This is a genomic window from Streptomyces sp. NPDC059080, from assembly GCF_042739975.1.
GTDB lineage: Bacteria > Actinomycetota > Actinomycetes > Streptomycetales > Streptomycetaceae > Streptomyces > Streptomyces benahoarensis.
This window is the reverse complement of the sequence record NZ_JBHYGX010000033.1, coordinates 16,645-42,930: the sequence shown is the minus strand read 5'-3', so window position 1 is coordinate 42,930 and position 26,286 is coordinate 16,645. Positions and strand designations below refer to the sequence as shown.

Below are 26,286 nucleotides of genomic sequence, written 5' to 3'. Positions count from 1 at the left end.
TCTGTGCCGCACCCCCCGCTCCCCCGGGGGGCGCGGGGGGGCCCCCCCCCCCGCCGCCCGGGCGCCGCCCGGGCCCCCCCCCGCCCGGGCCCCCTCGCCCGTATAGGCCGTATCCCGTATCTCGTATCCCGTATCTCGTATCCCGTATCTCGTATAAGGGGCGCGCTACTTGTGCGCCTCGTACGCCGAGACGACCTCCTCCGTCGGGCCGTCCATGACGAGTTCGCCCTTCTCCAGCCACAGGACGCGGTCGCAGGTGTCGCGGATCGACTTGTTGTTGTGGCTGACGAGGAAGACGGTGCCGGCCTCCTCGCGCAGTTCGCGGATGCGGGCCTCGGAGCGCTTCTGGAAGGCGCGGTCGCCGGTGGCCAGCGCCTCGTCGATCATCAGTACGTCGTGGTTCTTGGCAGCGGCGATGGAGAACCGCAGCCGGGCGGCCATGCCGGAGGAGTAGGTGCGCATCGGCAGGGAGATGAAGTCGCCCTTCTCGTTGATGCCGGAGAAGTCGACGATGCCCTGGTAGCGGGCGCGGACCTCCTCGCGGCTCATGCCCATGGCGAGGCCGCCGAGGATGACGTTCTTCTCGCCGGTCAGGTCGTTCATCATCGCCGCGTTGACGCCGAGCAGCGAGGGCTGGCCGTCGGTGTAGACGCGTCCGGAGGCGGGCGGCAGCAGCCCGGCGATGGCCCGCAGCAGCGTCGACTTTCCGGAGCCGTTGGAGCCGATGAGGCCGATCGCCTCGCCCTTGTGGGCGACGAAGGTGACGCCGCGCACGGCGTGCACCTCGCGGGTCCCGGCGGTGGTGGTGCGGCGGACGATCCGGCGCAGCGCGGAGACGGCGTTGCCGCGGCCGCTGCCCGCGCCGTGGACCTTGTAGACGATGTGGACGTTGTCGGCGATGACGGTCGGGACGCGGCCCTCGGGCCCGGCGGCGGGCGCGGGGGCGGGGGCGCCGGGGGCCGGTGTGGTGGCGGGCCGCCCGGAGGCGTCGCCCGTGCCGGTGGTTGCGTCGGGGAACGTGGTGAGGTCAGCCACGGCCGTACTCCTCCTCCGCCTTCCAGAAGAAGACATAGCCGACGGCGCCGGAGAGCAGCGCCCAGCCCAGGGCCATCGGCCAGACGTGGGCGGGCAGCGCGGAGGCGCGGACGGAATCGATCAGGGCGTACCGCATCAGGTCGATGTAGATCAGTGCGGGGTTGGCGTTCAGGGCCGCCCCGACGAGCGCCGGGGCGTGCTGGGTGAAGACCGAGAGGTTGTAGAAGACGCCCGAGACGTACATCCAGGTGCGCAGGATGAACGGCATGAGCTGGGCGGTGTCGGTGGTGCGGGCGCCGACCCGCGCCATGATCATCGCCAGTCCGGTGTTGAAGACGGACTGGAGCAGCAGCGCGGGGACCATCAGCAGCCAGTGCCAGGTCAGCGGCACACCGCAGAGCAGCACGATGGCGGCGAGCACCCCCATCGAGAAGATCAGCTGCTGGAGCTGGATCAGGGTGTACGCGATCGGCAGACAGGCGCGCGGGAAGTGCAGCGCGCGGACCAGCCCGAGGCTGCCGGAGACCGCCCGCGTACCGGCCAGCACGGTGGACTGGGTGAAGGTGAAGACGAAGATGCCGGTGCACAGGAACGGGATGAAGTCGGGGATCCCGCGGTCGGTGTGGAGCAGCATGCCGAAGATCAAGTAGTAGACCCCGGCGTTGAACAGCGGCGTCATCACCTGCCAGAGCTGGCCCAGGCGCGCGGTGGTGTAGAGCGCGGTGAGCCGGGCGGTGGCGAAGGTGCCGATGAAGTGGCGCCGGGCCCAGAGCCTGCGGGTGTACTCCGGCAGGGCCGGGCGGGCGCCGCTGAGCGTCAGTCCGTGGCGGGCGGCCAGATCGTGCAGCTGCGGATCGGGCGCGGCGCCGGGGCCGGGGAGCCGGGCGGGGTCCGGTCCGGCCGGTGCGGGGGGAACGAGGGTCTGGGGCATGGGGCCGCTTTCGTACGGGGCCCACGGGCGCGGAGCGGGTCCGGTGCGCGCCGAGGGGCGACGGGGTCCGGCGCACGGGGTGCGCGGGCGGACGGCGGGGAGGGTCGGGTGGTTCGGGAAGTCCGGGAGGTCCGGGTGGTTCGGGAGGTCCGGAGCCGGAGGCGCCGGTTGCCGGTGGCGTACGCGGTCCGCGGACGACGGGCGGCAAACGGCGGCGCCTACGTCGGAACGGGACCGTTTCGTCGTGACGTCGGAGCGAGACTAGGACGAGGCGACGTCGAGACGCAACCGTAGCGTCGTGACGCTATGCTCAAGCCATGGCAAAGAACGGCAGCGACCACGCGTCCGCGACGGCACGCCGGGCCCCGGCCGGGGCGGCCGTGCTACGGGAGGACAAGACCGCCGCGATCCGGGCCGCGGTCTTCGCGGAGCTGGCCGCGGTGGGGTTCGCCCGGATGTCCATCGAGGGCATCGCGCGGCGGGCCGGGGTCGGCAAGACGGCCGTCTACCGGCGGTGGCGCTCCAAGCTCCATCTGGTGCTGGACGTGGTCTCGGCGCTGGCCGCCGAGGGGCTGCCGACGCCCGACACGGGCACGCTCCGCGGCGATGTGCGGATGCTGCTGGAGGTGGCCGCGCGGGCGCTGCGCCACCCGATGGCCTCGCAGATCATCCCGGACCTGCTGGCCGAGGCGGCCCGCAGCCCGGAGCTGGCGGACGCGCTGAAGGCCGCGCTCCACGACAGCCAGGAGGGCATGGCGGCGGCGATGGTGGCCCGCGCGGTCGAGCGCGGCGAACTGCCCGCGGACGCCGACGGACGGCTGGCGCTGGACCTGATGACGGGGCCGCTGTACTGGCGGTTGGTGGTCGCCCGCGACGAGTTGCCGGACGGCTATCTGGACGAGCTGGCGGCTGCGGTGACGGGGGCGTTGGGCGGAGGGAGGTAGGGGCGCCGCCTCCCCTGCCTCCCTCGGCGAAAGCTCAGCCGGACCTCCCCCGGCGAAAGCTCAGCCGGCCAACTCCACATCCGCAGCCGAGACCTCAGCCGTCGGCACGCTGACCGCCCCCGGCGCCGCGGCGACCGCCGCCCGCGGCGAAGGCGCCACCGTGCGCTCGGCGAGCGGCAGCGCCGCGGGCGTCGGGCCCTGGCCCAGGAAGAGCGCGCGTACCACGCGTTCCGCCGCGTGCTCGTCGTCCCACTGGCAGAAGCGGGCGCGGAAGGCGGCGCGCAGCGCGGTGGCCTCGGCGCCGTCCCAGCGGCCGCTGCGGAACGCGTCGATCAGCTCGTCCTCGTTCGTGGCGATGACGCCCGGCGTCTCGCCCGGCTCGCCGGACAGCAGGTCGAAGGTGACGCCGCGGGAGCGGACGTAGACGTCCCAGTCGTCGGCGTAGGTGAGGATCGGCCGGTCGAGGTTGGCGTAGTCGAACATGATCGACGAGTAGTCCGTGATCAGCGCGTCGGCGGCCAGGCACAGGTCCTCGACGACCGGGTACGTGGAGACGTCGATCAGCGCGCCGCGCTCCTGGAGTTCCGCGAGCCGGGGGTCCGCGCCGTAGAAGTAGTGGGTGCGCACCAGTAGGACGACGTCCTCGCCCAGCTCGCGGGTGACGCGCTCCAGGTCCATCCGCGGCACGTAACCGGCCTGGTAGTCGCGGATCGTCGGCGCGTAGAGCACCGCGGTGCGGCCGGGGGCGATGCCCAGGCGGTCACGGATCGCGAGGACGTCCTCGGCGGTGGCGCGGTAGTAGACGTCGTTGCGCGGGTAGCCGGCGTCGAGCGAGCGGAAGGCGCACGGGTAGACCCGCTCCCACTGCTCGGCGGAGTGCTGGTTGGAGGTAAGGGAGAGGTCCCAGCGGTCGGCGCGCTCCAGGAGCTTGCGCATGCTCATGCCCTTGGCGGCGGCCGGGTACTTCTGCTGGTCGATGCCCATCCGCTTCAGCGGCGTGCCGTGGTGGGTCTGGAGATGCACCTGCTCGGGGCGCTTGACGATCTCCCCGGCGAAGTTGACGTTGTTGATCAGGTACTTGGCGCGGGCTATCACCTCCCAGTAGCGCGGGGAGTTCGCCACGACGAAATCCACCCCGGCGGGGACGGTGTCCTCCGCGCCCTTACGGATCACCCAGACGCCGTGCACGTGCGGCGCCAGTTCCTTCGCCTTCTCGTAGACGGCGAGCGGGTTGCAGGCGGGGGTGCGGTTCCAGTACGCGGAGTAGACCGCGAGGTTCTCGTCCACCGGGCGGCGCAGCTGGAGCTGGTAGAAGCGCTGGTACGCCTGCTTGCCCAGGGTGCGGCGGGTCCTGCGCAGCCGGTCGCGCCCCGAGATGCGGGCGCCGTTGACGAGCTTCAGCGCCTGGAAGGCGGGGTACGAGCCGCGCCGCAGCGCCTGGTACTTCGCGCCGTCGAGGCCGGGCGGCACCACGAAACCGGCGGGTTCCAGATACCGGTACATCGCGGCGGCGCGGTGGAAGAACTCCGGGCGGTCGGCCGGGGTGACGCGGTTCTCGCGGGCGAAGGTGAAGAGGAAGTGGCTCACCATCCGCTCGAACATCAGCGGGCGGACGCGGTCGAGGTCCGGGCGGGTGCCGAGGAAGGCGAAGAGGCGGCGGTACTGCTCGAAGATGGTGAAGTGGGCGCGGCCCGGCGTCTTCATGGAGTTGCCCTGGCGGCGCTGGCGGTACTCCACACAGACCTGGTCCAGGCAGGCGACGGTCCCGGCGGTCAGCATCGTCGTGTACACCATGAGCGCGTCCTCGTAGACGCCGTCGGTGAAGGCGAAGCCGTTGCCGGTGAAGAAGTCGCGGCGGAAGGCGCGGTTCCAGACGACTGCGAAGAGGTTGAGGGACTCCAGGCGGTCGGCCGGGCGGAAGGTCTCGGTGCCCGCCTGCGCCAGCAGCTCACCGCTGGCGCTCGGCTGGACCTTGTCCCACCAGTACGTACGGACGTGGTCGAAGAGCAGGATCTCCGGGTCCGAGGTCTCCGCGAGGCGGTCGGCCATCGCCCGGAACGCGCCGGGCGTGAAGGTGTCGTCGCTGTCGAGGAAGAGCAGATAGTCGCCGCGGGCCCGCTCCACACCGGTGTTGCGCGCCTGGCCGATGCCGCCGTTCTCCGCGCGGTGCACGGCCGTCACCCGCGCGTCGCGGGCCGCGTACTCGTCCAGGATCGCGCCGCAGCCGTCGGGCGAGCGGTCGTCGACCGCGATCACCTCGAAGTCGGCGAAATCCTGCGACAGCACCGAATCCAGACACTCCCGCAGGTAACCCTGCACCTTGTACACGGGCACGATGACGCTGAAGCGGGGTGCGGAACCGATGGCTTCCTCGGACATGCAGCTACTCCTTGTGACGGGCCGAGCACGGAAAGCGGGAAATGTCTCTGCGGAAGGCATTTCGACGCCAGTTGTATGACTGGAGTTCACCGGAAAGGGTTGCTGTCCGTTACCGTTCTGTGGCTCTTATTGCATATGGGGTGAAGAGCGGGCATGTCGGCAGTTTCGCGGAACCGCCGTACGTAGTCGTCGAACGCCGTCGGTGTGCGCGTACGGGCGCCCGCGCGCGTGGGCCACCTCACGGCGGGCGGCGGAACCGGACCGGTGCGGCGCACCTCTACACAGAAGAGGTGCCGGGGCGCCCGGGGCGCGGAGAGATCCGCCCATCGGGGACGCCGCCGTCGGGTGATCCGCCCGTGGTCATGCCACGGACGGGTGGTCCGGCGCACGAATAACCGCAGGAATTACTGCCGTCGCCCGTCCCGTGTGCCACGGCGTGAGCGGCCCGGCGCGGTAGTTTTGATGGCTCGTACGGCAAAGGAAACAGAGGATAGGGGTGCCCGTGCCTGACGTCTCCGTAGTCGTGATCGTCTACAACGACGCAGAACGACTGCCGACCGCCGTCCAGTCCGCCGTGGACCAGACGTTGCACGGTGTCGAAGTGGTCATCGTCGACGACTGCAGCACGGACAGATCGTTCGCCGTCGCGCAGGAACTGGCGGCCGCCCACCCCGGCAAGGTCCGTGCGCTCCAGCTGCCGGAGAACAGCGGCGGCTGCGGCGCCCCGCGCAACCACGGCGTCGCGCACGCCCGCGGCACGTACGTGATGTTCCTCGACAGCGACGACGTCCTGGAGCCCCACGCCTGCCGCAACATGCTCGACGCCGCCGAGCGCACCGGCGCCGACCTGGTCTCCGGAATGTGCGTGCGGGTCCACGCCGACACCCGCACCAAGAAGACCGTCGAGTGGTACCCGTGGCTCTACGCCCGGACCCGCACCCTCGAATCGATCTCCGAACTCCCCGATCTGCTGGTCTTCGACACCCTGTCGACCAACAAGTGCTACCGCCGCGCATTCCTCCGCGAAGCCGGACTGGAATTCCCCGTCGGCATCCACTACGAGGATCTGCTCTTCTCCGCGCAGGCATACGTCGCCGCCCGCTGCATCACGCTGATCCCCAATCACGTCTACTTCTGGAACGTCTTCGAGAAGGCGGCCACGAAGTCGATCAGCAACCGGCGCCATGAAATCGCCAACTTCGCGCACCGCATGGAAATCCACCGGCGCGTCGACGAACTCCTCGCCGAACAGGGCCTGGACGACCTGAAGTTCCACAAGGACGTCAAATTCCTCAAGCACGATCTCGTGCTGCACCTGCGGGATCTGCCGCTGCTCGACGAGGGCTACCGCCGCGAATTCGCCGAGATGGCCAACGGCTACCTCGCCGGGATCGCCCCCGAGGCGTACGAGCGCGTCCAGCCGATACAGGCCATCTGCGCCTACCTCCTCGGCAAGGAGGACTGGACGGCGCTGATGCCCGCCGTCGACACCCTCATCAACCGCGACAAGCTCTCCACCCCGCTCACCGAGCGTGACGGCCGTGTCTACTGGACCGACCGCCACCTCGACGACCCCGAGGGCCGCCGCGTCCTCGACGTCACCGACGCCGGGTACCACACCCGCCCGCTCGGCAAGCTCTTCCTCCGCAACCAGCTCACCGGCTACACCGACGACGGCCGCGGCACCGTCGAGCTGTCCGGCTCCGTCGTCAACCCGCTCGGGGCGCTGACCCCCGCCACCCCGCTGCGCGGCCGCATCGAGCTGAAGGCCCGCCGCCGCAGCCTGCAGACCTTCTCCTTCCCGCTGCGCACCCTGCGGCTCGACGGCGACCAGGTCGTCTGGGACGCCGAGCTGGACCTCGCCCGCAGGCTGCGCCCGCTCGGCGTGATCGACGCGGTCTGGGACGTCCGGCTGATCCTGGACGCCGACGGCGAGATCACCCGCACCCGGCTGACCGTCGGCGGCGTCGACCTCGACGCGGCGCACGCGCTGCGCGTCCGGCCCCGGCTGACCCGCCTCGTCTCCGACCGCGTCGAGCCCGCCCCCTCCAAGCGCGGCCACCTCACCTTCGTGCTGCGCGCCGAGAGCCGCGCCACCCGCTCCACCCAGAAGCTGCTGGGCGAGGCGCTGCGCAGCCCCGCCGCGGCCCTCGCCAAGACCGGTATCCGCAAGGCCCGCAAGGCCAAGCGGGAGCTCAGCTCGGGCGAGACCAAACTCCGCGTCTACCACGAGGTGTTCAGCAAGCTCCCGCTCCGCAAGGGCCTCGTCGTCTTCGAGAGCCACCTCGGCAAGCAGTACAGCGACAGCCCCCGCGCGATCTACGAGGAGATGCGCCGCCAGGGCGTCGAGTGCGAGGCGGTGTGGAGCTACGCGGGGAAGAAGCCCGACGGCTTCCCCGAGGACGCCACCCTCGTCAAGCGCTGGAGCTGGCCGTATCTGCGGGCCCTGGCCCAGGCGGAGTTCTGGATCGACAACCAGGGCTACCCGCTCAAGCTCACCAAGCGCCCCGAGACCACCTACGTCCAGACCTGGCACGGCTCGGCGCTCAAGCGGATGGGCTTCGACGAGCCCCGGCTGCGGCTCCAGCCGCGCGCCGCGAAGGACGAGTACCAGCAGGCCCTCGACCGCTTCGACCACTTCCTGATCCGCTCCGAACACGACGAGCGCACCCTCGCCCGCGCCTTCCGGCTCCGCCCCGAGGTGCTGCTGCGCACCGGCTACCCGCGCAACGACGCGCTGGTCGCCGCCCGCCGCGCCGAGGAGGCGTCCGGCACCCGCACCCGCGGTCCGCTCGCCGCCGCGCTGGGCATCCCCGCCGACAAGACGGTCCTGCTCTACGCCCCGACCTTCCGCGCCACCCCGAACGGCCAGGTCAAGGGCTTTGAACTCCCCTTCGACGTCGACGAGTTCGCGGCCCGCTTCGGCGACCGCTACGTCCTGCTGATCCGGTCGCACTACCTCAACCACGTGGTGCTGCCGCCGTCCGTGCGCGGCACCGTCATCGACGTCACCGGCCACCACGACATCACCCCGCTGATGGAGCTGGCCGACGGCCTCATCACCGACTACTCCTCGGTGATGTTCGACTACGCCCTCCTCGACCGGCCGATGGTCTTCTACGCCCACGACTACGACGAGTACGCGAACGAGGCCCGCGGCACCTACTTCGACCTCAAGGCCACCGCACCCGGCCCGTTCGCCAAGACCGAGGACGAACTCTTCGACGCCCTCGACCGCCTCAAGTCCGCGGACGCCGAACACCGCGAGGCCCGGCAGCGGTTCACCGCCACCTACGGCGAGTACGACCGGGGGGACGCGGCCCGCCGCGTCGTCGACCGGTTCTTCGGCACCGCGGAGCGCGAAGGAGACGCCAAGTGACCGGCCGCGACATCTACTTCGTCTGCAACAACACCGACGAGATGGGCGGGGTGACCACCTGGACCCACCAGATGGCCCGCCTCTTCGCGGAGCGCGGCCACCGGCCGCACATCATCGGCATCGTCCCGGCAGCCCCGGAACTCCGCGCCGACCTCGGCGAGCTGCCCTACCCCACCGAAACCCTCTACACCGAGCACCCGCCGAAGACCGGCCCGGCGCGCGGCCTCAAGGGCCGCCTCAACCTCGCCGAGCGGCGCCGCCGCGCCATGAAGGAGGCCGGGATGCGGGAGGCGGCCGACCGGCTCTCCGCCCGCTTCGCCACCGCCCGCCCCGGCGGCATCGTCATCTGCACCCAGGTGTGGGCCATGGAGTGGGTGACGCTCGCCGACACCGCCGGGATGCCGGTGATCGGCATGAGCCACGAGTCGTTCACCGCCTGCCGCGCCTCCTCCCGCTTCGGCCGCGTCCAGCGGTACTACGCCGACGTCGACCGGCTGCTGGCCCTCACCCGTGAGGACGCCGACCTGTGGATCCGGGCCGGAATGGACAACGCCGACTTCATGCCGAATCCGCTGCCCGTCATGCCGGACGTCCCCTCGGCCCGTACGGAGAAGGTCGTCGCCAGCATCGGGCGGCTCTCCGACGAGAAGGGCGTCGACCTGCTGCTCGACACCTGGGCCCTGGTCGCGCCCCGCCACCCGGACTGGCTGCTGCGCATCTACGGCTCCGGCGAGGACGAGGAGCTGCTGCTCAAGCAGCGGGAGGCGCTGGGCCTGGAGCGGTCGGTGGAGTTCATGGGCCGCACCGACGATGTGCCGGAGGCGCTGCGCGGCGCCGCGGTCTTCGCCCAGTCGTCGCGCGCCGAGGGCTTCCCGCTGTCGCTGATGGAGGCGATGGCCGCCGCGGTGCCGTGCGTGGCGTTCGACTGCGCGCCCGGCGTCCACGAGATCGTCGGCGACGGCGAGGACGGTCTGCTGGCCCAGCCCGGCAACATCAACGAACTCGCCGCCCACCTGGAGACCCTGCTGACCGACCAGGAGCTGCGCGACCGGCTCGGCACCGCCGCCCGGGAGAACGTCCAGCGCTACTCCACCGACCGCATCACCCGCCGCTGGGAAGATCTCTTCGCCTTCCTGGAGCGCTGAGCGGGCCCGTACGACGAGGCGCCCCACACCGGTTCGTTCCGGTGCGGGGCGCCTCGTACGTGGAGCGTCGGTCAGCGCGCCTCGGGGTGGTGGTGCTGCCACCCCGCCCACGCCGACGTGATCATGTCGCGGACGTCGTGGTGCGCCTTCCAGCCCAGCTCGGCGGCGATCCGGTCGGCGGCGGCGACCACCCGCGCCGGGTCGCCGGGCCGCCGCGGCGTCACCTCGGCGGTGACCCCGGAGTGCCCGGTCAGCTCCGTGAGCAGATCGACCATCTCGCGCACCGACACGCCCTCACCGCGGCCGATGTTGAACGTCAGGTCCCGCACCGGGCCGCGCTCGGCGAGCTTCTGCGCGGCCACGACATGCGCGTCGGCGAGGTCCGCGACATGGATGTAGTCGCGGATGCAGGTGCCGTCCGGGGTGTCGTAGTCGTCGCCGAAGATCCGCGGCGCGGCGCCCTCGGTGAGCTTCTCGAACACCATCGGCACGATGTTGAAGACCCCGGTGTCGGCCAGCTCCGGGGTGGCCGCGCCCGCGACGTTGAAGTACCGCAGGCACGCCGTGCTGATGCCGTGCGCCTTGCCTGCCGCGCGGACCATCCACTCCCCGACGAGCTTCGTCTCGCCGTACGGGTTGATCGGCACGCACGGCGTGTCCTCGGTGACGAGGTCGACGTCCGGCATGCCGTACACCGCGGCGGACGAGGAGAACACCAGACGGCCCACGCCCCCGGCGGCCATCGCCTCCAGCAGCGTCTGCAGACCGTGGACGTTCTCGCGGTAGTAGTGCAGCGGCATCTCCACCGACTCGGCGACCTGCTTCTTCGCCGCCAGATGCACCACATCCGTTACGCCGTGCTCGGCGATGGTGCGGTCCAGCAGTGCCCGGTCCAGGGTCGAGCCGACGATCAGCGGCACGTCCTCGGGGAGCCGGGCGGGGACCCCCGTCGTCAGGTCGTCCAGCACGACCACGCGAGGCCGCCCGGCGGATCCCCCGGCCTGCCGCAGGGCCCGTACGACGTGGGCGCCGATGTATCCGGCACCGCCCGTGATCAAGTAAGTCATGGCGCCAATCCTAGAGAGGGAAGGGGAAAGATCGGGGGAGCTCAGCGGCGCAGCCGGGCCGCCGCGATCCGCCACACGCTGCGCACCCCGGCCGCGACCCGCAGCGCCAGCGCCCCGCCGGTCGTCGCGTACGGCTGCACCAGCAGCACGGCGTGGCGGCGGCTGGGCAGCACCCGGCGGCGCAGCCCCGGGCCGCTCGCGCGGAGCGAGGCGCGGAAGCCGGAGCCGTCGGCGCAGTGCACCTGCGCCCTCACGTCCCAGGCCACCGGCCCGGTGTCGGCGACCGGCGCGCGGTCGGCGAGCGCCGTCAGATCCAGGGCCACCTCGGCGGTCCAGGTCTCCTCCGGGCCGGGCGCCAGCGTGGCGGTCTGCACCGGGCCACGCCGGTCGTCGGCCCGGCGCCGCCACTCCACGTCGACGGAGACCGGTCCGGCCGCGGCCAGCCGCCCGTACATCTCGTGCACCCGCAGCCGCAGCACGCCACGGCGGCCGATGACCGGCTCCGCGTCGATCGTCACCGGCAGCCGGTGGGTGGGCTTGGAGTCGAGCGCGTCCAGCTCGACCTGCTCCAGCTCCGGCGACCACACCGGGCGCCCGGCACCGTCCCGGGCGTACGGCGGCAGCAGCCGGCCGGGACGCGCCGCCAGCTGCGTCAGCCGGTCCAGGTCCGCCGGGGGCTCCGGCGTCGCCAGGACGACCCGGGCCAGCCAGCGGGCGGGCGCCCGCGCCGCCAGCAGCTCGGCCTCGTCGAAACCGTCCAGGTAGGCGCGGGTCAGCCGCCACCACTCCGCGCGGTAGGCGGCGTCCCGGGTGTGCAGCTCGCGGACGTACATCCGCAGGTCGTGGTCGAGGAACTTGGTCCGCGCGGCCCGCGCCAGCTCCTCGCGCCCGGCGTCGCGGAGGATCGCCACGCTGTCGCGGTGCGCGTCGATGCGGGCCTGCCAGTTGGTGACGGCCTTGCGGTCCAGGGAGATCGACTGGCGGGTGGCGGTGCGGCGGACATGCCAGATGTAGACGCTGTCGGGGATCGTCACCAGCCGCGGCGCGACCGCCAGGACCCGCGCGGTGAAGACGAAGTCCTCGTACGTGAAGTGGCCCTCGGGGAAGACGATGGCGTGCTCGGCGAGGAACGCCCGGTCGTAGAGCTTGTTGACGCACAGGGTGTCGCGCACCAGCTGGGGGCTGGCGCCCGGCGCGGTGTGCACGGCGCGGTCGCGGTAGAGCGCCGGTTGCCAGGGCACATCGCGGCGGGCCGGGAGCTCCCGGCGGACGCAGGCGCCGGACGCCACCGGCGCGTCCTCGGCGAGCGCGGCGCGCAGCAGCGCCGGGCCGGCGCCCGGCGGCAGCACGTCGTCGCTGTCCAGGAACATCACGAAGCGGCCGGTGGCGGCGCGCAGCCCGTCGTTGCGGGGGGTGCCGCAGCCGCCGCTGTTCTCGGCGCGGTGCAGCACCCGCAGCCGCGGATGCTCCCGGGCCAGGGCGTCCAGGGCGGCGCCGGTGCCGTCGGTGGAGGCGTCGTCCACCGCGATCACCTCGACGGCGGCGCCGGCCGTCTCCTGGGCCAGCGCGGAGCGTACGGCCTGGTCGACATGGGCGACATCGTTGAAGGCGATGACGACGATGCTGATCTGCGCTGCCGGAGTGAGGGTGGGCCCCGGCGATGGCTCAAGGGCTTCTTTCACAGTCACTACATCTACATTCCGTGTCGACGGCATCTCTGTGTGCGAGCGGGCTCCGGTCCTCTGTCTCTGCTTCAGAGGGGGAATCCCGCCGCGTGGTTGCGCCCGCCGCCGTGGTTTTCCGTGTCATTGCCGTCCGTTAACGGGTGGGACATCCGGTGTTGGCGGGCGCTTGGCGCGGGCGGAGCGCCCGTATCGAGGTAACGACGAGCCCCGCCGTCCGATGCCGGTACCCGCCAAACCTTCATCGGCCCGACCATCGCCGGACACCTCCGCTCACGGCAGCACCAGGTCCGCGGCGCGTGCCGCGGCCGCCCCGTCGTCGCGGTGGCAGAACGCCTCCCGGAACCGCCCGTACGCCCCGGCGCCCGCCCGCGCGATCGCGTCCAGATCGCCCAGCGCGTCGATCAGCTCACCGGTGGAGCCGAGCTGCGGTCCGGGCGCCACCGCCTCGAAGTCGACGGTGAACCCGCGCAGCGTGTCGCGGTAGTACGGCAGGTCGGGGGTGAGGAACAGCATCGGGCGGCCGGTGTTCGCGAAGTCGGCGGCGAGCGACGAGTAGTCGGTGACCAGCACATCCGCGACGAGCAGCAGATCGGTGGCGTCCGGGTACGCGGTGACGTCGACGGCGAAGGGCGCGTGGCGGGCCGGGAGCCGGTCGGCGACCATCGGATGCCCGTGGACCAGCAGCGCGTGGTCGTCGCCGAGCGCCCGCCGGGCCGCATCCAGGTCCAGCGGCAGATGCAGCCGGTGGTGGTGGCGGTCGTACGCGAGGTGGCCGCGGACGGTCGGGGCGTACAGGACGACCCTGCGGCCGTCGTCGACGCCGAGCCGGGCGCGGACCGCCGCGGCGCGCTCCGCGCGGTCCGGCGCGAAGAACGCGTCGGTGCGCGGCAGCCCGCTCTCCAGCGGCTCCCCGGGGAAGCCGAGCGCCTCCCGCAGGACGGGCGTGCTGTGCGCGTTGGGCGACAGCAGCACGCTCCACTGGCGGGCCGCCCCCGGGTCCGACGGCACGTGGGAGCCCGACGGCTCCGCGCCGATCCGCTTGAGCGGTGTGCCGTGCCAGGTCTGGACGACGAGCTGGCCCTGACGGCGGCGGAAGAAGCCCGGCAGCTGGGTGTTGGCGACCACCCAGCGGCTGTGCGCCAGCGCGCCGTGCCACTCGGCGCTGCCCACGACGACGGCGCGCGCGGTGTCCGGCACGGCGGTCTGCCCGTCGCGTACCGCCCACAGGTGCTCCGCGCCGATGCCCCGGCGGACCAGCTCCTCGTGGACGGCGCGCGGCGAGTCGCCGTAGGCGCGGCCGCCGAAGCTGCTGTAGAGGATCGCGTCGCGCAGCGGGCGGCCGCGGTGCAGCGGGTAGTGCGTCTCGCGCAGCACCCGCCGCCGGTACGGTCCCCGGTCGGTGACCGGCAGCGTCGCCCCGGTGGCGAGGAACACCTCGTCGTGGTCGCGCCGGTCGAGGGTGAACGGCTTGCCGCGGACCGCGCGGGAGGCGGGCAGCCCGTCGAGGACGGACGGTGCGAACCGGACCGGCACGTCCGGGGTGGCGCCGCCCACCGCCCGCAGCCGCAGCGCCCAGTGCCCGGCGGGCAACGGCAGCGGCCCCCCGGGGGAGGGCAGCGCGGCCAGCGGCAGCGCGCAGTGGAAACGCTCCCCGTCGTGCGTGACGGGGAAGGCCCACTCGGCGGCGTGCGCGGTGTGGGAGAGGACCAGCTCGGTGGCGGGCGGCGCGGCGGCGGGCAGCGTCCCGGCCAGCAGCAACGTCCCGTCGACCCGCCATACGACGCGGTCGGCGTACGGCTGCGGGACGCGGTCGTGCACCACCAGATGCCCGGCGGCGGTGCCCGCGGCGACCAGCTCCCGGCCCCGCACCGGCGGCAGCGCGAGGGGCGCCAGCGTGGGCGAACAGGCGATGGGGGCGGTGGCGCCGCCGGGGAGGGCGAGGGCGGCCGTCCAGGTGGTGGAGTGGGCCGGGGCCCCGGGGGCGCCGTGGTGTGTGCCGCCTTCGGCACCCGGTACGGGACGGGCTGCCGCGAGCGCGTCGGGCAGGATCCGGACGGAGTGCCCGGGGGCCGGACGGCGGGGCCTCCACGGGGGCGGGGGAGCGGCGTCCGGGGCGTGGGTGGCCTCCGGCGCGGTGGCGTCCGCGGCCTGCGGGCCCGGGACCACCGCGCCCTCGGGCCCGGGCCCGGAGCCCAGGTCAGCGGCGTGCGGGGCCTCCGGCGACGGCTCGTGCCCGGCGTCCGGGCCGGGGGTGGGCCCGGCGTCCGGGCCGGGGGTGGGCCCGGCGTCCGGATCAGGGGCGCCCGCCCCCTCCCTGTCAGGGGCGCCCCCGGCCTCCCGCGCGCCCCCCTCGGGCTCCCCTTCCGGACGTTCCGCCGCGACCTCCTCCCGCGGCGGGACCGCCGGGAACGACACCACCGCCCCGGTCTCCGTATCCGTCAGTCGCAATGCGGTGGGGGCGGCGGCGCCGGGCGGGGCGGCGACCGTCAGGCAGAGTGCGCCGCCCGTCGTCTCCCGGGCGGTCAGCCGGTAGCCGATCCGTTCCACGGTCAGCCGCAGCAGCCCGTCCGCGTACCGGGGCGTGACCCGTACGCCCTCCCCGGTGTCGTAGGTGCGCGGCGAGGTGCCGGAACCGGACTCCGGCGGGCGCAGCCCGGAGATGCGCACCATGCCCGCCGCGGTGAGCGTGACGGTGACCCGCCAGTCGCCGCCCTGCCAGCGGCCCAGCCGCCGCAGCCGCCGCGGATCGAGCGTCACCTCGAACCCCGACCAGTCGTAACAGTGCAGCTCCTGACCGGATTCGGCGGTCGCCCGGGCCGACTCCACCGGCCGCAGCGGCAGTACGATCCGCCGCCGCCCCTGCGCCAGCACCAGCGTCCCCAGATAGCTGTGGCGGTGCGGCGCGCCGAGGTTGCGGATGTACGCGTAGCCCCGCAGATGCAGCAGCCCGTCGCGCCACACCGCCTCCTGGACGTGCGCCCGTACGGGGAAGTCGTCGCGGCCCAGCCGGGTGACGGCGGACGGCAGCCGCAGCGGCGGGTCCAGCGGCAGCGCGGCCCGGCGGCGCAGCGGCACCCCGGTCACCAGGAATGCCGTCGCCTGCCGCCGCCGGTACGCCAGCAGCCGCAGCAGATCGTCCGGCCGCCCGGCCCGTACGAGGTACCAGAGCATCCGCGTCTCCACCGGTAGCGCGGCCATCAGCCGCGGATCGACCCGGGAGAGGTAGGCGCGGGCGTGCTCCAGGAACGCGGTGCGGACCTCCGGTGCGGCGGCGGGCAGCGCCTCGACGAGATCGTGCAGCCCCTCGGTGAGCTGCGCCCGGTCGTACTCCCCGCGGCAGGACACCCCCCGGGTGCGCGCCGGATCGGCCAGGAACTCCCCGACCTGCGCGAGCGCCGCGAACCGTTCGCCGACCGCCCGCTCGTCCGGCAGCGGCCGGTCCCCGCCGCCGGGCGTCCGCAGACGGCAGACGGGGGCGCGCAGCACGTCCACCGCGTCGGCGAGGAAGTGGGCGGGCAGCGTCACCGTCGCGTCGTCGCAGGTGCCGCCCTCGGGGAAGGCGAGGTGGTGACGGTCCCAGAAGGCGCGCCGGAACACCTTGTTGGCCGCGGGCGTGTCGGACAGCAGCGTCCGGTCCTCGGCGATGTGGGTACGGGACGCGCCGGTCCGGGCGTCCGGTTGCCGCGCCGCGGGCCGCCCGTCCGCCCCGAGCAGCCGGACGCCCCCGGTCGCCAGGTCCGCGCCGGACGCGTCGAGCAGCGCCGGCAGCTCCTCGTACGCGCGCGGCAGCAGGACGTCGTCGGGCCCCGGGAAGGCGAGGTACGGCGTGTCCGGATAGGCGTGCCGGGCCCCGGCGTTCCGGGCCGCGCCGGGCCCCGCCCCGGCGGCGCGGACCAGGCGGAAGCGCGGATCGCGGGCGGTGAAACGGCGGGCCAGCGCGGCACCGGGCCCGTCCGGTTCGGGCGCGCCGTCCACCATCACCACATCCAGCGCGGCCGGGGTCTGCGCCGCGACCGACTCCAGGCACTCCTCGGTGTGCCGCAGGGGCCCTGCGGTGCGGTGCACGGGGATGACGACGGTGAGCCGTGGCTTCATGCGCGCGACCAAGCCTTTCCGAACGGGGAACCCGGGTGGCCCGGAGCCGGGTACTCCGGGACCGGAACCACCGCGCCGGAACCGGGGCGGGGAACTGAGGTGGACAACTCGTCCGGCCCCGCCCCGGTCACCGGATCTGCGCTGAAAGGGTGAGGGGCCCGGCCCGGTGGACGGCGCTCGCGCCGTGGCCGGGGCGTATGTGTCCCCGGTGCGGCCGGGCCCGCGGTTCCGCAGGGCCCCGGCCGCGCCGGACGCCGACCGCTCGCGCGGCGCGGCGGTCGTTTCGCGCGCGTGCGACACCGGGCGGGCGCGCGTGCGACATGCGGGCGGGCCGGATCCCCTGCCCCGTTGCCCCCCGTCCCCCCGTCCCCCCGTCGCCCCGTCGCCCCGTCGCCCCGTCGCCCCGTTGCCCCCGACGCCTCCGTGCCGGGGACCGCCCGCCGCCGGTCGGCGTGGTGTGCGCCGTGGCCCGGGGCGATGCCGTAGACCGGTGCCGATGCCGTAGCGGGCCCGGTCGTCGCCGGGTCCCCAGGGAAAGGTGACCTCGATGCCCGGGATGCCCGGACGGACCGAAACCCCCGCCGCCCCCACCGCTCCCGCCGCCCGCCGGACACCGGCCACCCGCCTCGCCGCGGACGCCGCCCCGCCGGTCCGCACCGGTCCACCGGCCCGCGCGCAGGACGCCCCCCGGCCGCTGCTGCCCTGGCTGCGCCCGCCGCGCGCGCCCTACCGCCGGGCCCTGCGCCGCATCGGCGCCGGGCGGGTGCTGGACATCGGCTGCGGTACCGGCGACACCCTGGCCGGTTGTGCGCCGGGCAGCGTCGGGATCGCCCACGACGCGCACTCCGCCGACATCTGCCGCGCCCGGGGCCTGACCGCGTACACCGCCGACGCCTTCCTCACCAGCGCCCACGCCCGGCCCGGCGGCTTCGACACCCTGCTGTCCGCGCAGGTCCTCCAGCACCTCGACGACGAACAGGTCGAGGGCCTGCTGCGGGCCTATCTGCCGTACGTGCGGCCGGGCGGCGGGGTCGTGCTGATCACCCCGCAGGAGGCCGGCCACCGCGGTGCCGGCCGTTTCACCGACTTCACGTTGCTGCGTGCCTACGCCGAATCCGCCGGACTGTCGGTCCGCCGCACCTACTCGTTCCCGCTGCCGCGCCCCGCCGGGAAGGTCCTGGGCGCCAACGCGTTCGTGCTGGCCGCGCGGGTGCCGACGGAGCGGCTGCCGGGCTGAACCTGGACGGCGCGCTCCGGACCCGCCGGGGCGCGCGGGCGGCCACGTGCGCCGGGGGGGCGTAACGCCCCGTCGTTCGCCCGGAGGGCATCGCGAGCCGGGCGGGACGGGACCGCCCCCGGTGGCGCGGGCGCGTAGGCGCGCGGATTCTCGGGGCGGGGCTCGGCGCCCCTCGGTTTGCCTTCAACTCCGGTGATACACAAGGGAGTTGATGCACGTCGGCCCGCTTGGGCCGCCCGTCGTCGCAGGATTGCGCCCCCGGCCGCATCGACCGTACGCGGCGCGGGCCCCGTAGCGGCCGGTCCCGGGCAGGGCGAAGGCAGCCCCCGCCCGCCCCCTCACACCAGCGGTGGCCCCGCCGCCGCCCCCGACGACTGCGCGGCGCGTTGCAGGGCGCTGGCCAGGAGGGCCAGGTCCGTGGGGCCGTTGCCCAGTTCGCGCAGCGGGCGGCGGGTCGGCGGGTCGCCCATCCGGGACCACTCCAGGGGGACGACCGTCGGGCGGAGCGTGGCCGTCCGCGGTATCCGGCCGGTCACCCGGCCCGCCTGGAACGGGGTCGACGCGCCGTCCCGGGCGCGGTGCAGCACGCCCCGGCCCGGCGGGACCGGCTCCGACGGATCGTCCGGCTCCCCCAGCACGGCCCGCAGTCCGGCCCGTTCGCTGGTCGCCGTCTCCGCGGTCCGCTCCGGGTGGCCGGTCGCGGCGATCAGATGGACGCCCAGCTCCGCGCCGCCCCGCGCCACCGCCTCCAGGGCCCGCACCACCGAACCCGCCGACGGACGGCCCGTACTGCCCAGCGCGGGCGCGACCAGCGCGTCGAAGTCGTCGACCAGCACGAACAGCCGGGGCATCGGCACCACGTCCGGCGCCGCCGCCTCCCCGGACGGCGCCCCGCCGCGCGAGCGCAACCGCAGCGTGCCGGTGCTCGACGGGTCCGGCTCGGCGCCCTCGGGCGTGCGGCGCTGCGCGACGATCCGCGGCGCGGGCAGGTGCTTCGCCCGCCACTCGGCGAACGGCGTACCGCCCAGGACCTCCGCGCGCCGCTTCAGCTCCGACGACAGTGCCTGCGCGAACTCCCGCATCCGAACCGGGTCCGACGCCGCCAGATACGTCGTGACATGCGGCAGCTCGGTGCAGAGCCGCAGGCCCTCGCCGCGCTCGGTGCCGCCGCCGTCCACCAGCACCAGCGACTGCAGATCGGGCCGGTCGGCGGCGGCCAGCGAGGCGGCCAGCGACCGCAGCAGCTCCGTCTTGCCCGTACCGGGCGCGCCCTCCAGCAGCAGATGGCTGCCGTCGACGGCGAGATCGGCGGCGAGCGGACCGTGCGGCCCGGCGCCGAGCACGGCCGCCGCCCCGGACGCCCCGCCGTCGAGCGCCGCCGCCCACCGGGCCATCAGCGACGCCGGGGTGGCGCGGGCCAGCCCCAACTCGTCCAGCAGACGGGAGGAGCCGGGCAGCGGTGCCACCACCCGGGGCGCCGCCCGGCCACCGCCCGCCGCGTCCGTCTCGCGCAGCGGCGCCAGCGCCCGCGCGAAGCGCTCCGCCCACGCGCCGGAGACCGCGTCCAGCGTGGCGACCGTGCCGTTGGGCCCCGAACCGGGCTGCACCACCCGCAGCGCCGTCGCCACATCACCGCTGAGCACCGCGACCGCCCCGCACTCCCCGAACGCGGGCGACGCCACCCTGGCCGCCTCGTACGTCGCGGCCAGCGGGAACGCCGGGGACGCCGCGGGCGTCTCGGCCAGACACAGCAGATGGATACCGGCCGCCGGCCCCCCGGCCGCCAGCCGCGCCGCGGTCTCCCGCAGCGCCGACGACCCGAGATCGCCGTCGACCAGCACGACGGTGAACGGCCCCTGGTGCTGCGCGGCCGCCGCGGCGATCTCCGCCCGCTCGGCGCTCGCCCAGCCCGGGCCCAGCGGCCCGTCGTCGAGCCGCCGCACCAGCTCCGCCGTACGCGCCGCCGCCTGCTCCTTGTCGTACGCCAGCAGCAACCGGCAGTCCTGCCCATGGGCCGGGCGGACGTGCGGCAGCCAGCCCAGCCACGACCAGTCGGCGACCCGTTCCTCGGCGGTGCGCGTCCGGTCCGTACTGAGCAGTACGATCTCCAGGCTGCCGGGGGCGTGCAGCGCGGCCAGCTGGGCGAGGGCCGAACGTGCCAGCCCGGCCAGCCGCTCCCGCGGACCGGCCAGCCCCAGGGAACCGGCCCGCCGCAGCTCCACGGCGACCGGCTCCGCCACCCGGCCACCGGCGCGCGACGCCGTCCCGAGGCGGACGGTCAGCGCATCCGGATGGCCCCGGTCGCGCTCCCACAGGCGCGGGCCGGGGCCGAGCGCCGTCAGCAGCACCGCGGCGGCGTCCGGCCACCGCTCCGCCGCACCGGGATCCGCGGGCACCGGGCCCGCCGCGGCCTCGGCCCCCGCCAGCGGCTCCGGGGCGTCGGGCTCCTCCGGGCCATCCACCGCCGGGCGGCCGCCCGCGAGCCGCCGCGCCCAGGCGCCGATCCCGCCGCGCCGCCCGGCCCGCCGCGCCGCCTCGTCGGGCGGGGCCAGCGACAGCTGCCCGCCGTGCGTGCCCTCCCCGGACGAGGTGGCGTCCGAGGGGTCGAAGGCGTCCGGGCGGGTGCCGTGCAGCGGGGTGTCCCGCCGCTGCCGGGCCCGCTCCGGCCCGTCCCCGGGCGCCGTGCCGTAGGGGTGGTGCGCGCCGTACGCGTCGTAGTCGTACGCGGCCGGGGCGCCGTCCGCGTGGGCGGGCGGCACCGGGGCGGCGGGCGGCAACGGCTCCGGGTGGCGGCTGTCGGGCACGAACACCTCCGGGGCGCCCTGCCCGCCGTGACCGGGCGTGCCCGCGCCCCGGCCGTACACCGTCGGGGCCGTGGCGCCCCCCGGGAGAACGGGGCCGTCCTCGCCCGGGGCGGAACCGGCGGGCCCGGACGGCGCGCCCGGGCGCAGCCGCAGATGGCCCTCGCCGTCCGGGGTCGTCGCCAGCGCCGGATCCGGCGCGCCGGCCGGGGGCTGGAGGCGCAGCGCCGACTCGCCGACGCGCAGCAGGGCGCCCGGGCCCAGCCGTGCGGGCCCGCCGGAGATCTCGGCGCCGTCCACCGTCGTGCCGTTGGTGGAGCGCAGATCGGCGACGAAGACCGCGCCGTCCGGCTCGACCGTCACCGCGCAGTGCATCCGGGAGACGTCCGGGTCGTCCAGCGGTACATCGGCGTCGGCGGAGCGGCCGACGCGGATCTGGCCGCCGTGCAGCAGATGGACGCCGCCCGCGTCCGGCCCGGAGACCACCCGCAGCCGCGCCGGACCGTGCGGCAGGCCGTGCGCGGGGTCGGGGCCGGGGGACTGGAGGGAGAGGACCACGCCGTCGATCAGCGGCGGCTCGCCGAGCGCCGCCCGCTGCGGGTCGAGACGCTCGGCCCCGGCGTACAGCACGACCGGGCCACCGGCGTCCGCGCCGGGCCCGGCGACCGCTGCCGCGAGCGAACCGGCCACCGCCGCGAGCGCGGTCCCGGCGGGGGCCGTCACGAGCACGTCACAGGCGCGTGCGGGGTGGCCGCCGCGCGGCCCCAGGACGGTCAGCCGGATCTGCATCACCGTCAACGGTCCCTTCTGCCCGGGGAGTTCGGCGACGGGTCCGCTCAACCCCCCACCGCGCCCGAGCGCATCGGCTCGTACAAGTCCCACCTGTCACGCCGCGGGCCGGAACGTCCCCCACGGCACGTGTGCTGGGTGCATCCTCGCACCTGCCGCTGACAACCCGTCCGCCGACCGGGGCGTAATGATCTTGCTCGGGGCCCGTGACGCCGTGTGGGCGGGGGATGACGGCGGGCTCCGTCCCTGCCCCGTTCGCCCGGTCCGGCCGAAAACCGCCCCCGCCGCGGCGCGGACACCCCGCGCAACCATCCGTCCGCACCTCGCGTCTTCCCCACGAGCCACCACCGACGGCCGGCCACCCCGGGCGGCGCGGCAGCGCAACGCCGACGGCGGGAGCCACGGCAACTACAGTGGGGCGACGGGCCGCGGACGACCCAGCGGACCGGCAACAGTTGATCACCGACCAGGGAGCGCATGACGTGCGGCCGGTAGGCAGCAAGTACCTGCTCGACGAGCCGCTGGGACGCGGCGCCACGGGCACCGTCTGGCGTGCGCGCCAGCGGGAGACGGCGGGCGCCGAGGCGGCCGTCGCCGGTGAGCCCGGCGAGACGGTCGCGATCAAGGTCCTCAAGGAGGAGCTGGCGAACGACGCGGACGTGGTGATGCGCTTCCTGCGGGAGCGTTCCGTCCTGCTGCGCCTGACCCACCCCAACATCGTCCGCACCCGCGACCTCGTGGTCGAAGGCGATCTGCTGGCCCTGGTCATGGACCTCGTCGACGGCCCCGACCTGCACCGTTACCTCCGGGACAACGGTCCGCTCAGCCCGGTGGCCGCCTCGCTGCTCACCGCGCAGATCGCCGACGCCCTCGCCGCCAGCCACGCCGACGGCGTCGTCCACCGCGACCTCAAGCCCGCCAACGTCCTGCTCTCCGGGTCCGACGGCGACGGCGAGATGCACCCGATGCTGACCGACTTCGGCATCGCCCGCCTCGCCGACTCCCCGGGCCTGACCCGCACCCACGAGTTCGTCGGCACCCCCGCCTACGTCGCCCCGGAGTCCGCCGAGGGCCGCCCGCAGACCTCCGCCGTCGACATCTACGGCGCCGGGATCCTGCTGTACGAACTGGTCACCGGCCGCCCGCCGTTCGCCGGATCGACCGCCCTGGAGGTGCTGCACCGCCACCTCAGCGAGGAGCCGCAGCGCCCCGGGTCCGTCCCCGAGCCCTTGTGGACGGTCATCGAGCGCTGTCTGCGCAAGCGCCCCGAGGAGCGGCCGAGCGCCGAGAACCTCGCCCGCGCGCTGCGCGCCGTCGCCGCCGGCGTCGGCGCGCACGCCACCCCGGAGCAGGCCGAGGCGGCGCTCGGCGTCGCCGCGCTGCTCGCCCCCGACCCGTCCCCGGCGCAGGTCCCCGGCACGGACGCCGGCGGCAGCGGCGACGCGGAACCCACCCAGGTGCTGCCCACCGGTGCCGCCGCCGTCGACCCGGCCGCCGCCACCAGCGTGCTGCCCTCGACCGGCGCCCCCGGCGGGCCCGCCCCGACGCGCGCCATGCCGCCCGTGCCGCCGATGCCCGGCGTGCCCCCCGTGGGCGGCCCCCAGGAGCCCGATGGGCCGCACCCCTGGGAGTCCCAGATGCGGGCCGCGCGCGACCGCAACGACCAGACGCAGGTGCAGTACCTCGACCCGAGCGAGGACCCGCTGCGCCGCCGCCCGCAGCGCCGCCCGGCCCCGCAGCAGCCGCCGCAGCACCAGCAGCCGTACCACCCGCAGCCCGTGCCGGTGCCGTACGCCCAGCAGCAGCCCCCGCAGCAGCAGCGCCCGCCGGCCCCGCAGCGCCGCCAGGAGCCGCCGCCGCAGCGCTACGAACCGGAGCGCCCGCCGGCCCGCGAGCCCCGGGAGCCGCGCCGCCGCAGCGCCAACCCGATGCGGATCCCGGGCCTCGGCTGCCTCAAGGGCTGCCTGTTCACCCTCGTGATCCTCTTCGTCGCCGCCTGGCTGATCTGGCAGATGATCCCCCAGGAGTGGATCGGCACGACCAAGGGCTTCTTCGAGCAGATCAACTCGATCTACCACGACGTCGAACACTTCATCAACGGGATCTGACGAGGCCGGTGCCCCGGGTGACGCGCCCGGGGCACCGGCCTTTCCGCTGACCGCACCCCGGGTCATCCGGTGGATTTATCGACTTCCGGCGGTGATTTCTCCCCCAGAACGGAAGGTTGCCACCGTCCCGGGCACGGAACACCCCGCCGTCCGCGTAGCTTTGACGTCAACCTCAGCCCCCGCAGGACGCTCGGGGGCCCGACACGTCGGAGCAGTCTTGGCACGGAAGATCGGCAGCCGGTACACCGCCCACCAGATCCTGGGACGCGGCAGTGCGGGCACGGTATGGCTGGGCGAGGGCCCCGAAGGGGCCGTGGCCATCAAGCTGTTGCGTGAGGACCTCGCCTCCGACCAGGAGCTGGTGGGCCGCTTCGTCCAGGAACGGGCGGCGCTGCTGAGCCTGGACCACCCGCGGGTCGTCGGCGTACGCGACCTGGTGGTCGACGGCAACGACCTGGCCCTGGTCATGGACCTCGTCCGCGGCACCGACCTGCGCACCCGGCTGGAGCGCGAACGGCGGCTGGCCCCGGAGGCCGCCGTCGCCATCGCCGCCGACGTCGCCGACGCCCTCGCCGCCGCGCACGCCGCCCGGATCGTCCACCGCGACGTCAAGCCGGAGAACGTCCTCCTGGACATGCAGGGCCCCCTCGGCCCCGGGGGAGCGCACCCCGCGCTGCTCACCGACTTCGGCATCGCCCGCCTCGTCGACTCCCCGCGCCGCCTGCCCCAGCCCCCCACCGGGGGCGGGGCCGCCACGCTCCGCTCGACCAAGGTCATCGGTACCCCCGACTACCTCGCCCCCGAGATCATCGAGGGCCTCCCGCCGCGCGCCTCCGTCGACGTCTACGCGTTGGCCACCGTCCTGTACGAGCTGCTGGCCGGGTTCACGCCGTTCGGCGGCGGGCACCCCGGCGCCGTGCTGCGGCGCCATGTCACCGAGCGGGTGGCGCCGCTGCCCGGCATCCCGGACGAGCTGTGGCAGCTGCTCCTGCAGTGCCTCGCGAAGGCGCCCGCCTCCCGGCTGCGCGCCCCCGAGCTGGCCGCCCGGCTGCGCGAGCTGCTCCCGGGGCTGGCCGGGATGCCGCCCCTCGACATCGACGAGCCGGACGACGAGGAGGGCCCGGACGGCGTGGCCGAGGCCGAGGCCGCCCCCAAGGACGCCGACGCCGGGCCGTCCGCCGTGGGCGAGGTCACCCCGCCGCGCGGCTCCGTGGCGCTCGTCCAGGGCGCGGCGCCCGACTCGAACCGCGAGACGCACACCAGCATGCGGGTCCCCGGCCCGGACGAGCTGGCCGGCGGCGCGCACGGCACGGCGCGCGCCCCCCGGGCGGCGGGCGAGCGCCGTGCGGGGTCGGCCCGTCACCGGTCGTCACCGGAGGTGGTGCGCCGCCGTCGGGTCCGGCTCGGCACCGCGGCCGCCGCCCTGCTCCTCGCGGTGGGCCTGGGCACCTGGCTGGCCTCGGGCGAGGGCGATCCGGGCGATGCCGGTCCCGGGATCGAGCAGCCCGATCCCGCCGCTCCCTGACGGGGCCGGGGCACACTCTCGGCGGCAGCCGTTAGGCTGGGTGCGTGGCAGTCGTCGATGTTTCCGAAGAGCTGAAGTCCCTCTCCTCGACCATGGGGTCGATCGAGGCCGTCCTGGACCTCGACAAGATGAGGGCCGATATCGCCGTGCTTGAGGAGCAGGCCGCGGCCCCGTCCCTGTGGGACGACCCGGAGAGCGCACAGAAGATCACCAGCCGGCTCTCGTACCTCCAGGGCCAGCTGCGCCGCGCCGAGGAGCTGCGCGGCCGCGTCGACGACCTGGAGGTCCTCTTCGAGCTGGCCGAGGACGAGGGCGACGAGGACACCCGCGCCGAGGCCGAGAGCGAGCTGACCGCCGTCCGCAAGGCGGTCGACGAGCTGGAGGTCCGCACCCTGCTCTCCGGCGAGTACGACTCCCGTGAGGCCCTGGTCAACATCCGTGCCGAGGCCGGCGGCGTGGACGCCGCGGACTTCGCGGAGAAGCTCCAGCGCATGTACCTCCGCTGGGCCGAGCGCCACGGCTACAAGACCGAGCTGTACGAAACGTCGTACGCCGAAGAGGCCGGCATCAAGTCGACCACCTTCGCGGTCAACGTCCCGTACGCCTACGGCACCCTCTCGGTCGAGCAGGGCACCCACCGCCTGGTGCGTATCTCGCCGTTCGACAACCAGGGCCGCCGCCAGACGTCGTTCGCCGGTGTCGAGGTGCTGCCGGTCGTCGAGCAGACCGACCACATCGAGATCGACGAGTCCGAGCTGCGCGTCGACGTCTACCGCTCCTCCGGCCCCGGCGGCCAGGGCGTCAACACCACGGACTCCGCGGTCCGCCTGACGCACCTCCCCACCGGCATCGTCGTCTCCTGCCAGAACGAGCGCTCGCAGATCCAGAACAAGGCGACCGCGATGAACGTCCTCCAGGCCAAGCTCCTTGAGCGCCGCCGCCAGGAGGAGCAGGCGAAGATGGACGCGCTCAAGGGCGACGGCGGCAACTCCTGGGGCAACCAGATGCGTTCGTACGTCCTGCACCCGTACCAGATGGTCAAGGACCTGCGGACGGAGTTCGAGGTCGGCAACCCGACGGGCGTCCTCGACGGTGACATCGACGGCTTCCTGGAGGCGGGCATCCGCTGGCGCAAGCAGCAGGAGCAGGAGGCCGGGAAGTAGGGC

Annotated in this window: 14 protein-coding genes; 7 read left to right on the top strand and 7 right to left on the bottom strand. The window is 74.6% G+C overall.

Translation table 11 applies throughout. From position 1 onward, the window contains the following. Positions 1–165 precede the first annotated feature (165 nt). Both ACFWWQ_RS22760 and ACFWWQ_RS22755 read right to left on the bottom strand, forming a co-directional pair. Complete coding sequence (locus ACFWWQ_RS22760; protein ID WP_384599030.1) at positions 166–900, bottom strand: ABC transporter ATP-binding protein; 735 nt, start codon at positions 898–900, stop codon at positions 166–168. Between the two features lie 127 nt (positions 901–1,027). Further along, positions 1,028–1,966 (bottom strand): ABC transporter permease, encoded by a 939-nt coding sequence (locus tag ACFWWQ_RS22755; protein ID WP_384598983.1) that lies wholly within the window; start codon positions 1,964–1,966, stop codon positions 1,028–1,030. 317 nt (positions 1,967–2,283) lie between these two features. Here ACFWWQ_RS22755 and ACFWWQ_RS22750 point away from each other — a divergent pair, with 317 nt between their 5' ends. Further along, positions 2,284–2,910 (top strand): TetR/AcrR family transcriptional regulator, encoded by a 627-nt coding sequence (locus tag ACFWWQ_RS22750; RefSeq protein WP_384598980.1) that lies wholly within the window; start codon positions 2,284–2,286, stop codon positions 2,908–2,910. Positions 2,911–2,970: 60 nt separating this feature from the next. Here the strand turns inward: ACFWWQ_RS22750 and ACFWWQ_RS22745 are convergent, their stop codons facing one another. After that, the gene (locus tag ACFWWQ_RS22745) at positions 2,971–5,289 is read right to left on the bottom strand and encodes a CDP-glycerol glycerophosphotransferase family protein (protein WP_384598977.1); all 2,319 of its coding nucleotides are present in this window, start codon (positions 5,287–5,289) and stop codon (positions 2,971–2,973) included. Between the two features lie 496 nt (positions 5,290–5,785). On the opposite strand from ACFWWQ_RS22745, the gene ACFWWQ_RS22740 reads away from it, so the two are divergent. After that, positions 5,786–8,668, top strand: a complete 2,883-nt coding sequence (locus tag ACFWWQ_RS22740; RefSeq protein WP_384598974.1) for a CDP-glycerol glycerophosphotransferase family protein — start codon at positions 5,786–5,788, stop codon at positions 8,666–8,668. Next, a complete protein-coding gene (locus ACFWWQ_RS22735) occupies positions 8,665–9,813 on the top strand; it encodes a glycosyltransferase (RefSeq protein ID WP_384598971.1) in 1,149 nt (382 codons plus the stop codon). The genes ACFWWQ_RS22740 and ACFWWQ_RS22735 overlap by 4 nt, the downstream gene beginning before the upstream one ends. 71 nt (positions 9,814–9,884) lie before the next feature. Here the strand turns inward: ACFWWQ_RS22735 and galE are convergent, their stop codons facing one another. The 3 genes from galE to ACFWWQ_RS22720 all read right to left on the bottom strand — a co-directional run bounded on the left by galE (position 9,885) and on the right by ACFWWQ_RS22720 (position 16,660). Then, positions 9,885–10,880 (bottom strand): UDP-glucose 4-epimerase GalE, encoded by a 996-nt coding sequence (gene galE / locus ACFWWQ_RS22730; protein ID WP_384598968.1) that lies wholly within the window; start codon positions 10,878–10,880, stop codon positions 9,885–9,887. Positions 10,881–10,921: 41 nt separating this feature from the next. After that, the gene (locus ACFWWQ_RS22725) at positions 10,922–12,562 is read right to left on the bottom strand and encodes a glycosyltransferase family 2 protein (protein ID WP_384599027.1); all 1,641 of its coding nucleotides are present in this window, start codon (positions 12,560–12,562) and stop codon (positions 10,922–10,924) included. Between the two features lie 273 nt (positions 12,563–12,835). Then, entirely contained in the window at positions 12,836–16,660 is a 3,825-nt protein-coding gene (locus ACFWWQ_RS22720; RefSeq protein WP_384598965.1) for a CDP-glycerol glycerophosphotransferase family protein, read from the bottom strand. A gap of 547 nt (positions 16,661–17,207) precedes the next feature. Between ACFWWQ_RS22720 and ACFWWQ_RS22715 the strand changes: the two genes are divergently transcribed. Further along, positions 17,208–17,897, top strand: a complete 690-nt coding sequence (locus ACFWWQ_RS22715) for a class I SAM-dependent methyltransferase (protein ID WP_384598962.1) — start codon at positions 17,208–17,210, stop codon at positions 17,895–17,897. A 338-nt stretch (positions 17,898–18,235) separates the two neighbouring features. Here ACFWWQ_RS22715 and ACFWWQ_RS22710 read toward each other — a convergent pair whose 3' ends face one another. Next, the gene (locus tag ACFWWQ_RS22710; RefSeq protein WP_384599024.1) at positions 18,236–21,487 is read right to left on the bottom strand and encodes an FtsK/SpoIIIE domain-containing protein; all 3,252 of its coding nucleotides are present in this window, start codon (positions 21,485–21,487) and stop codon (positions 18,236–18,238) included. Positions 21,488–21,969: 482 nt separating this feature from the next. On the opposite strand from ACFWWQ_RS22710, the gene ACFWWQ_RS22705 reads away from it, so the two are divergent. From ACFWWQ_RS22705 to prfB, 3 genes are all read left to right on the top strand, one after another. Further along, entirely contained in the window at positions 21,970–23,595 is a 1,626-nt protein-coding gene (locus ACFWWQ_RS22705; protein WP_384598959.1) for a serine/threonine-protein kinase, read from the top strand. Between the two features lie 217 nt (positions 23,596–23,812). After that, complete coding sequence (locus ACFWWQ_RS22700) at positions 23,813–25,120, top strand: serine/threonine-protein kinase (protein WP_384598956.1); 1,308 nt, start codon at positions 23,813–23,815, stop codon at positions 25,118–25,120. A gap of 44 nt (positions 25,121–25,164) precedes the next feature. Next, a complete protein-coding gene (prfB, locus tag ACFWWQ_RS22695) occupies positions 25,165–26,283 on the top strand; it encodes a peptide chain release factor 2 (protein ID WP_143942503.1) in 1,119 nt (372 codons plus the stop codon). Positions 26,284–26,286: the final 3 nt, after the last annotated feature.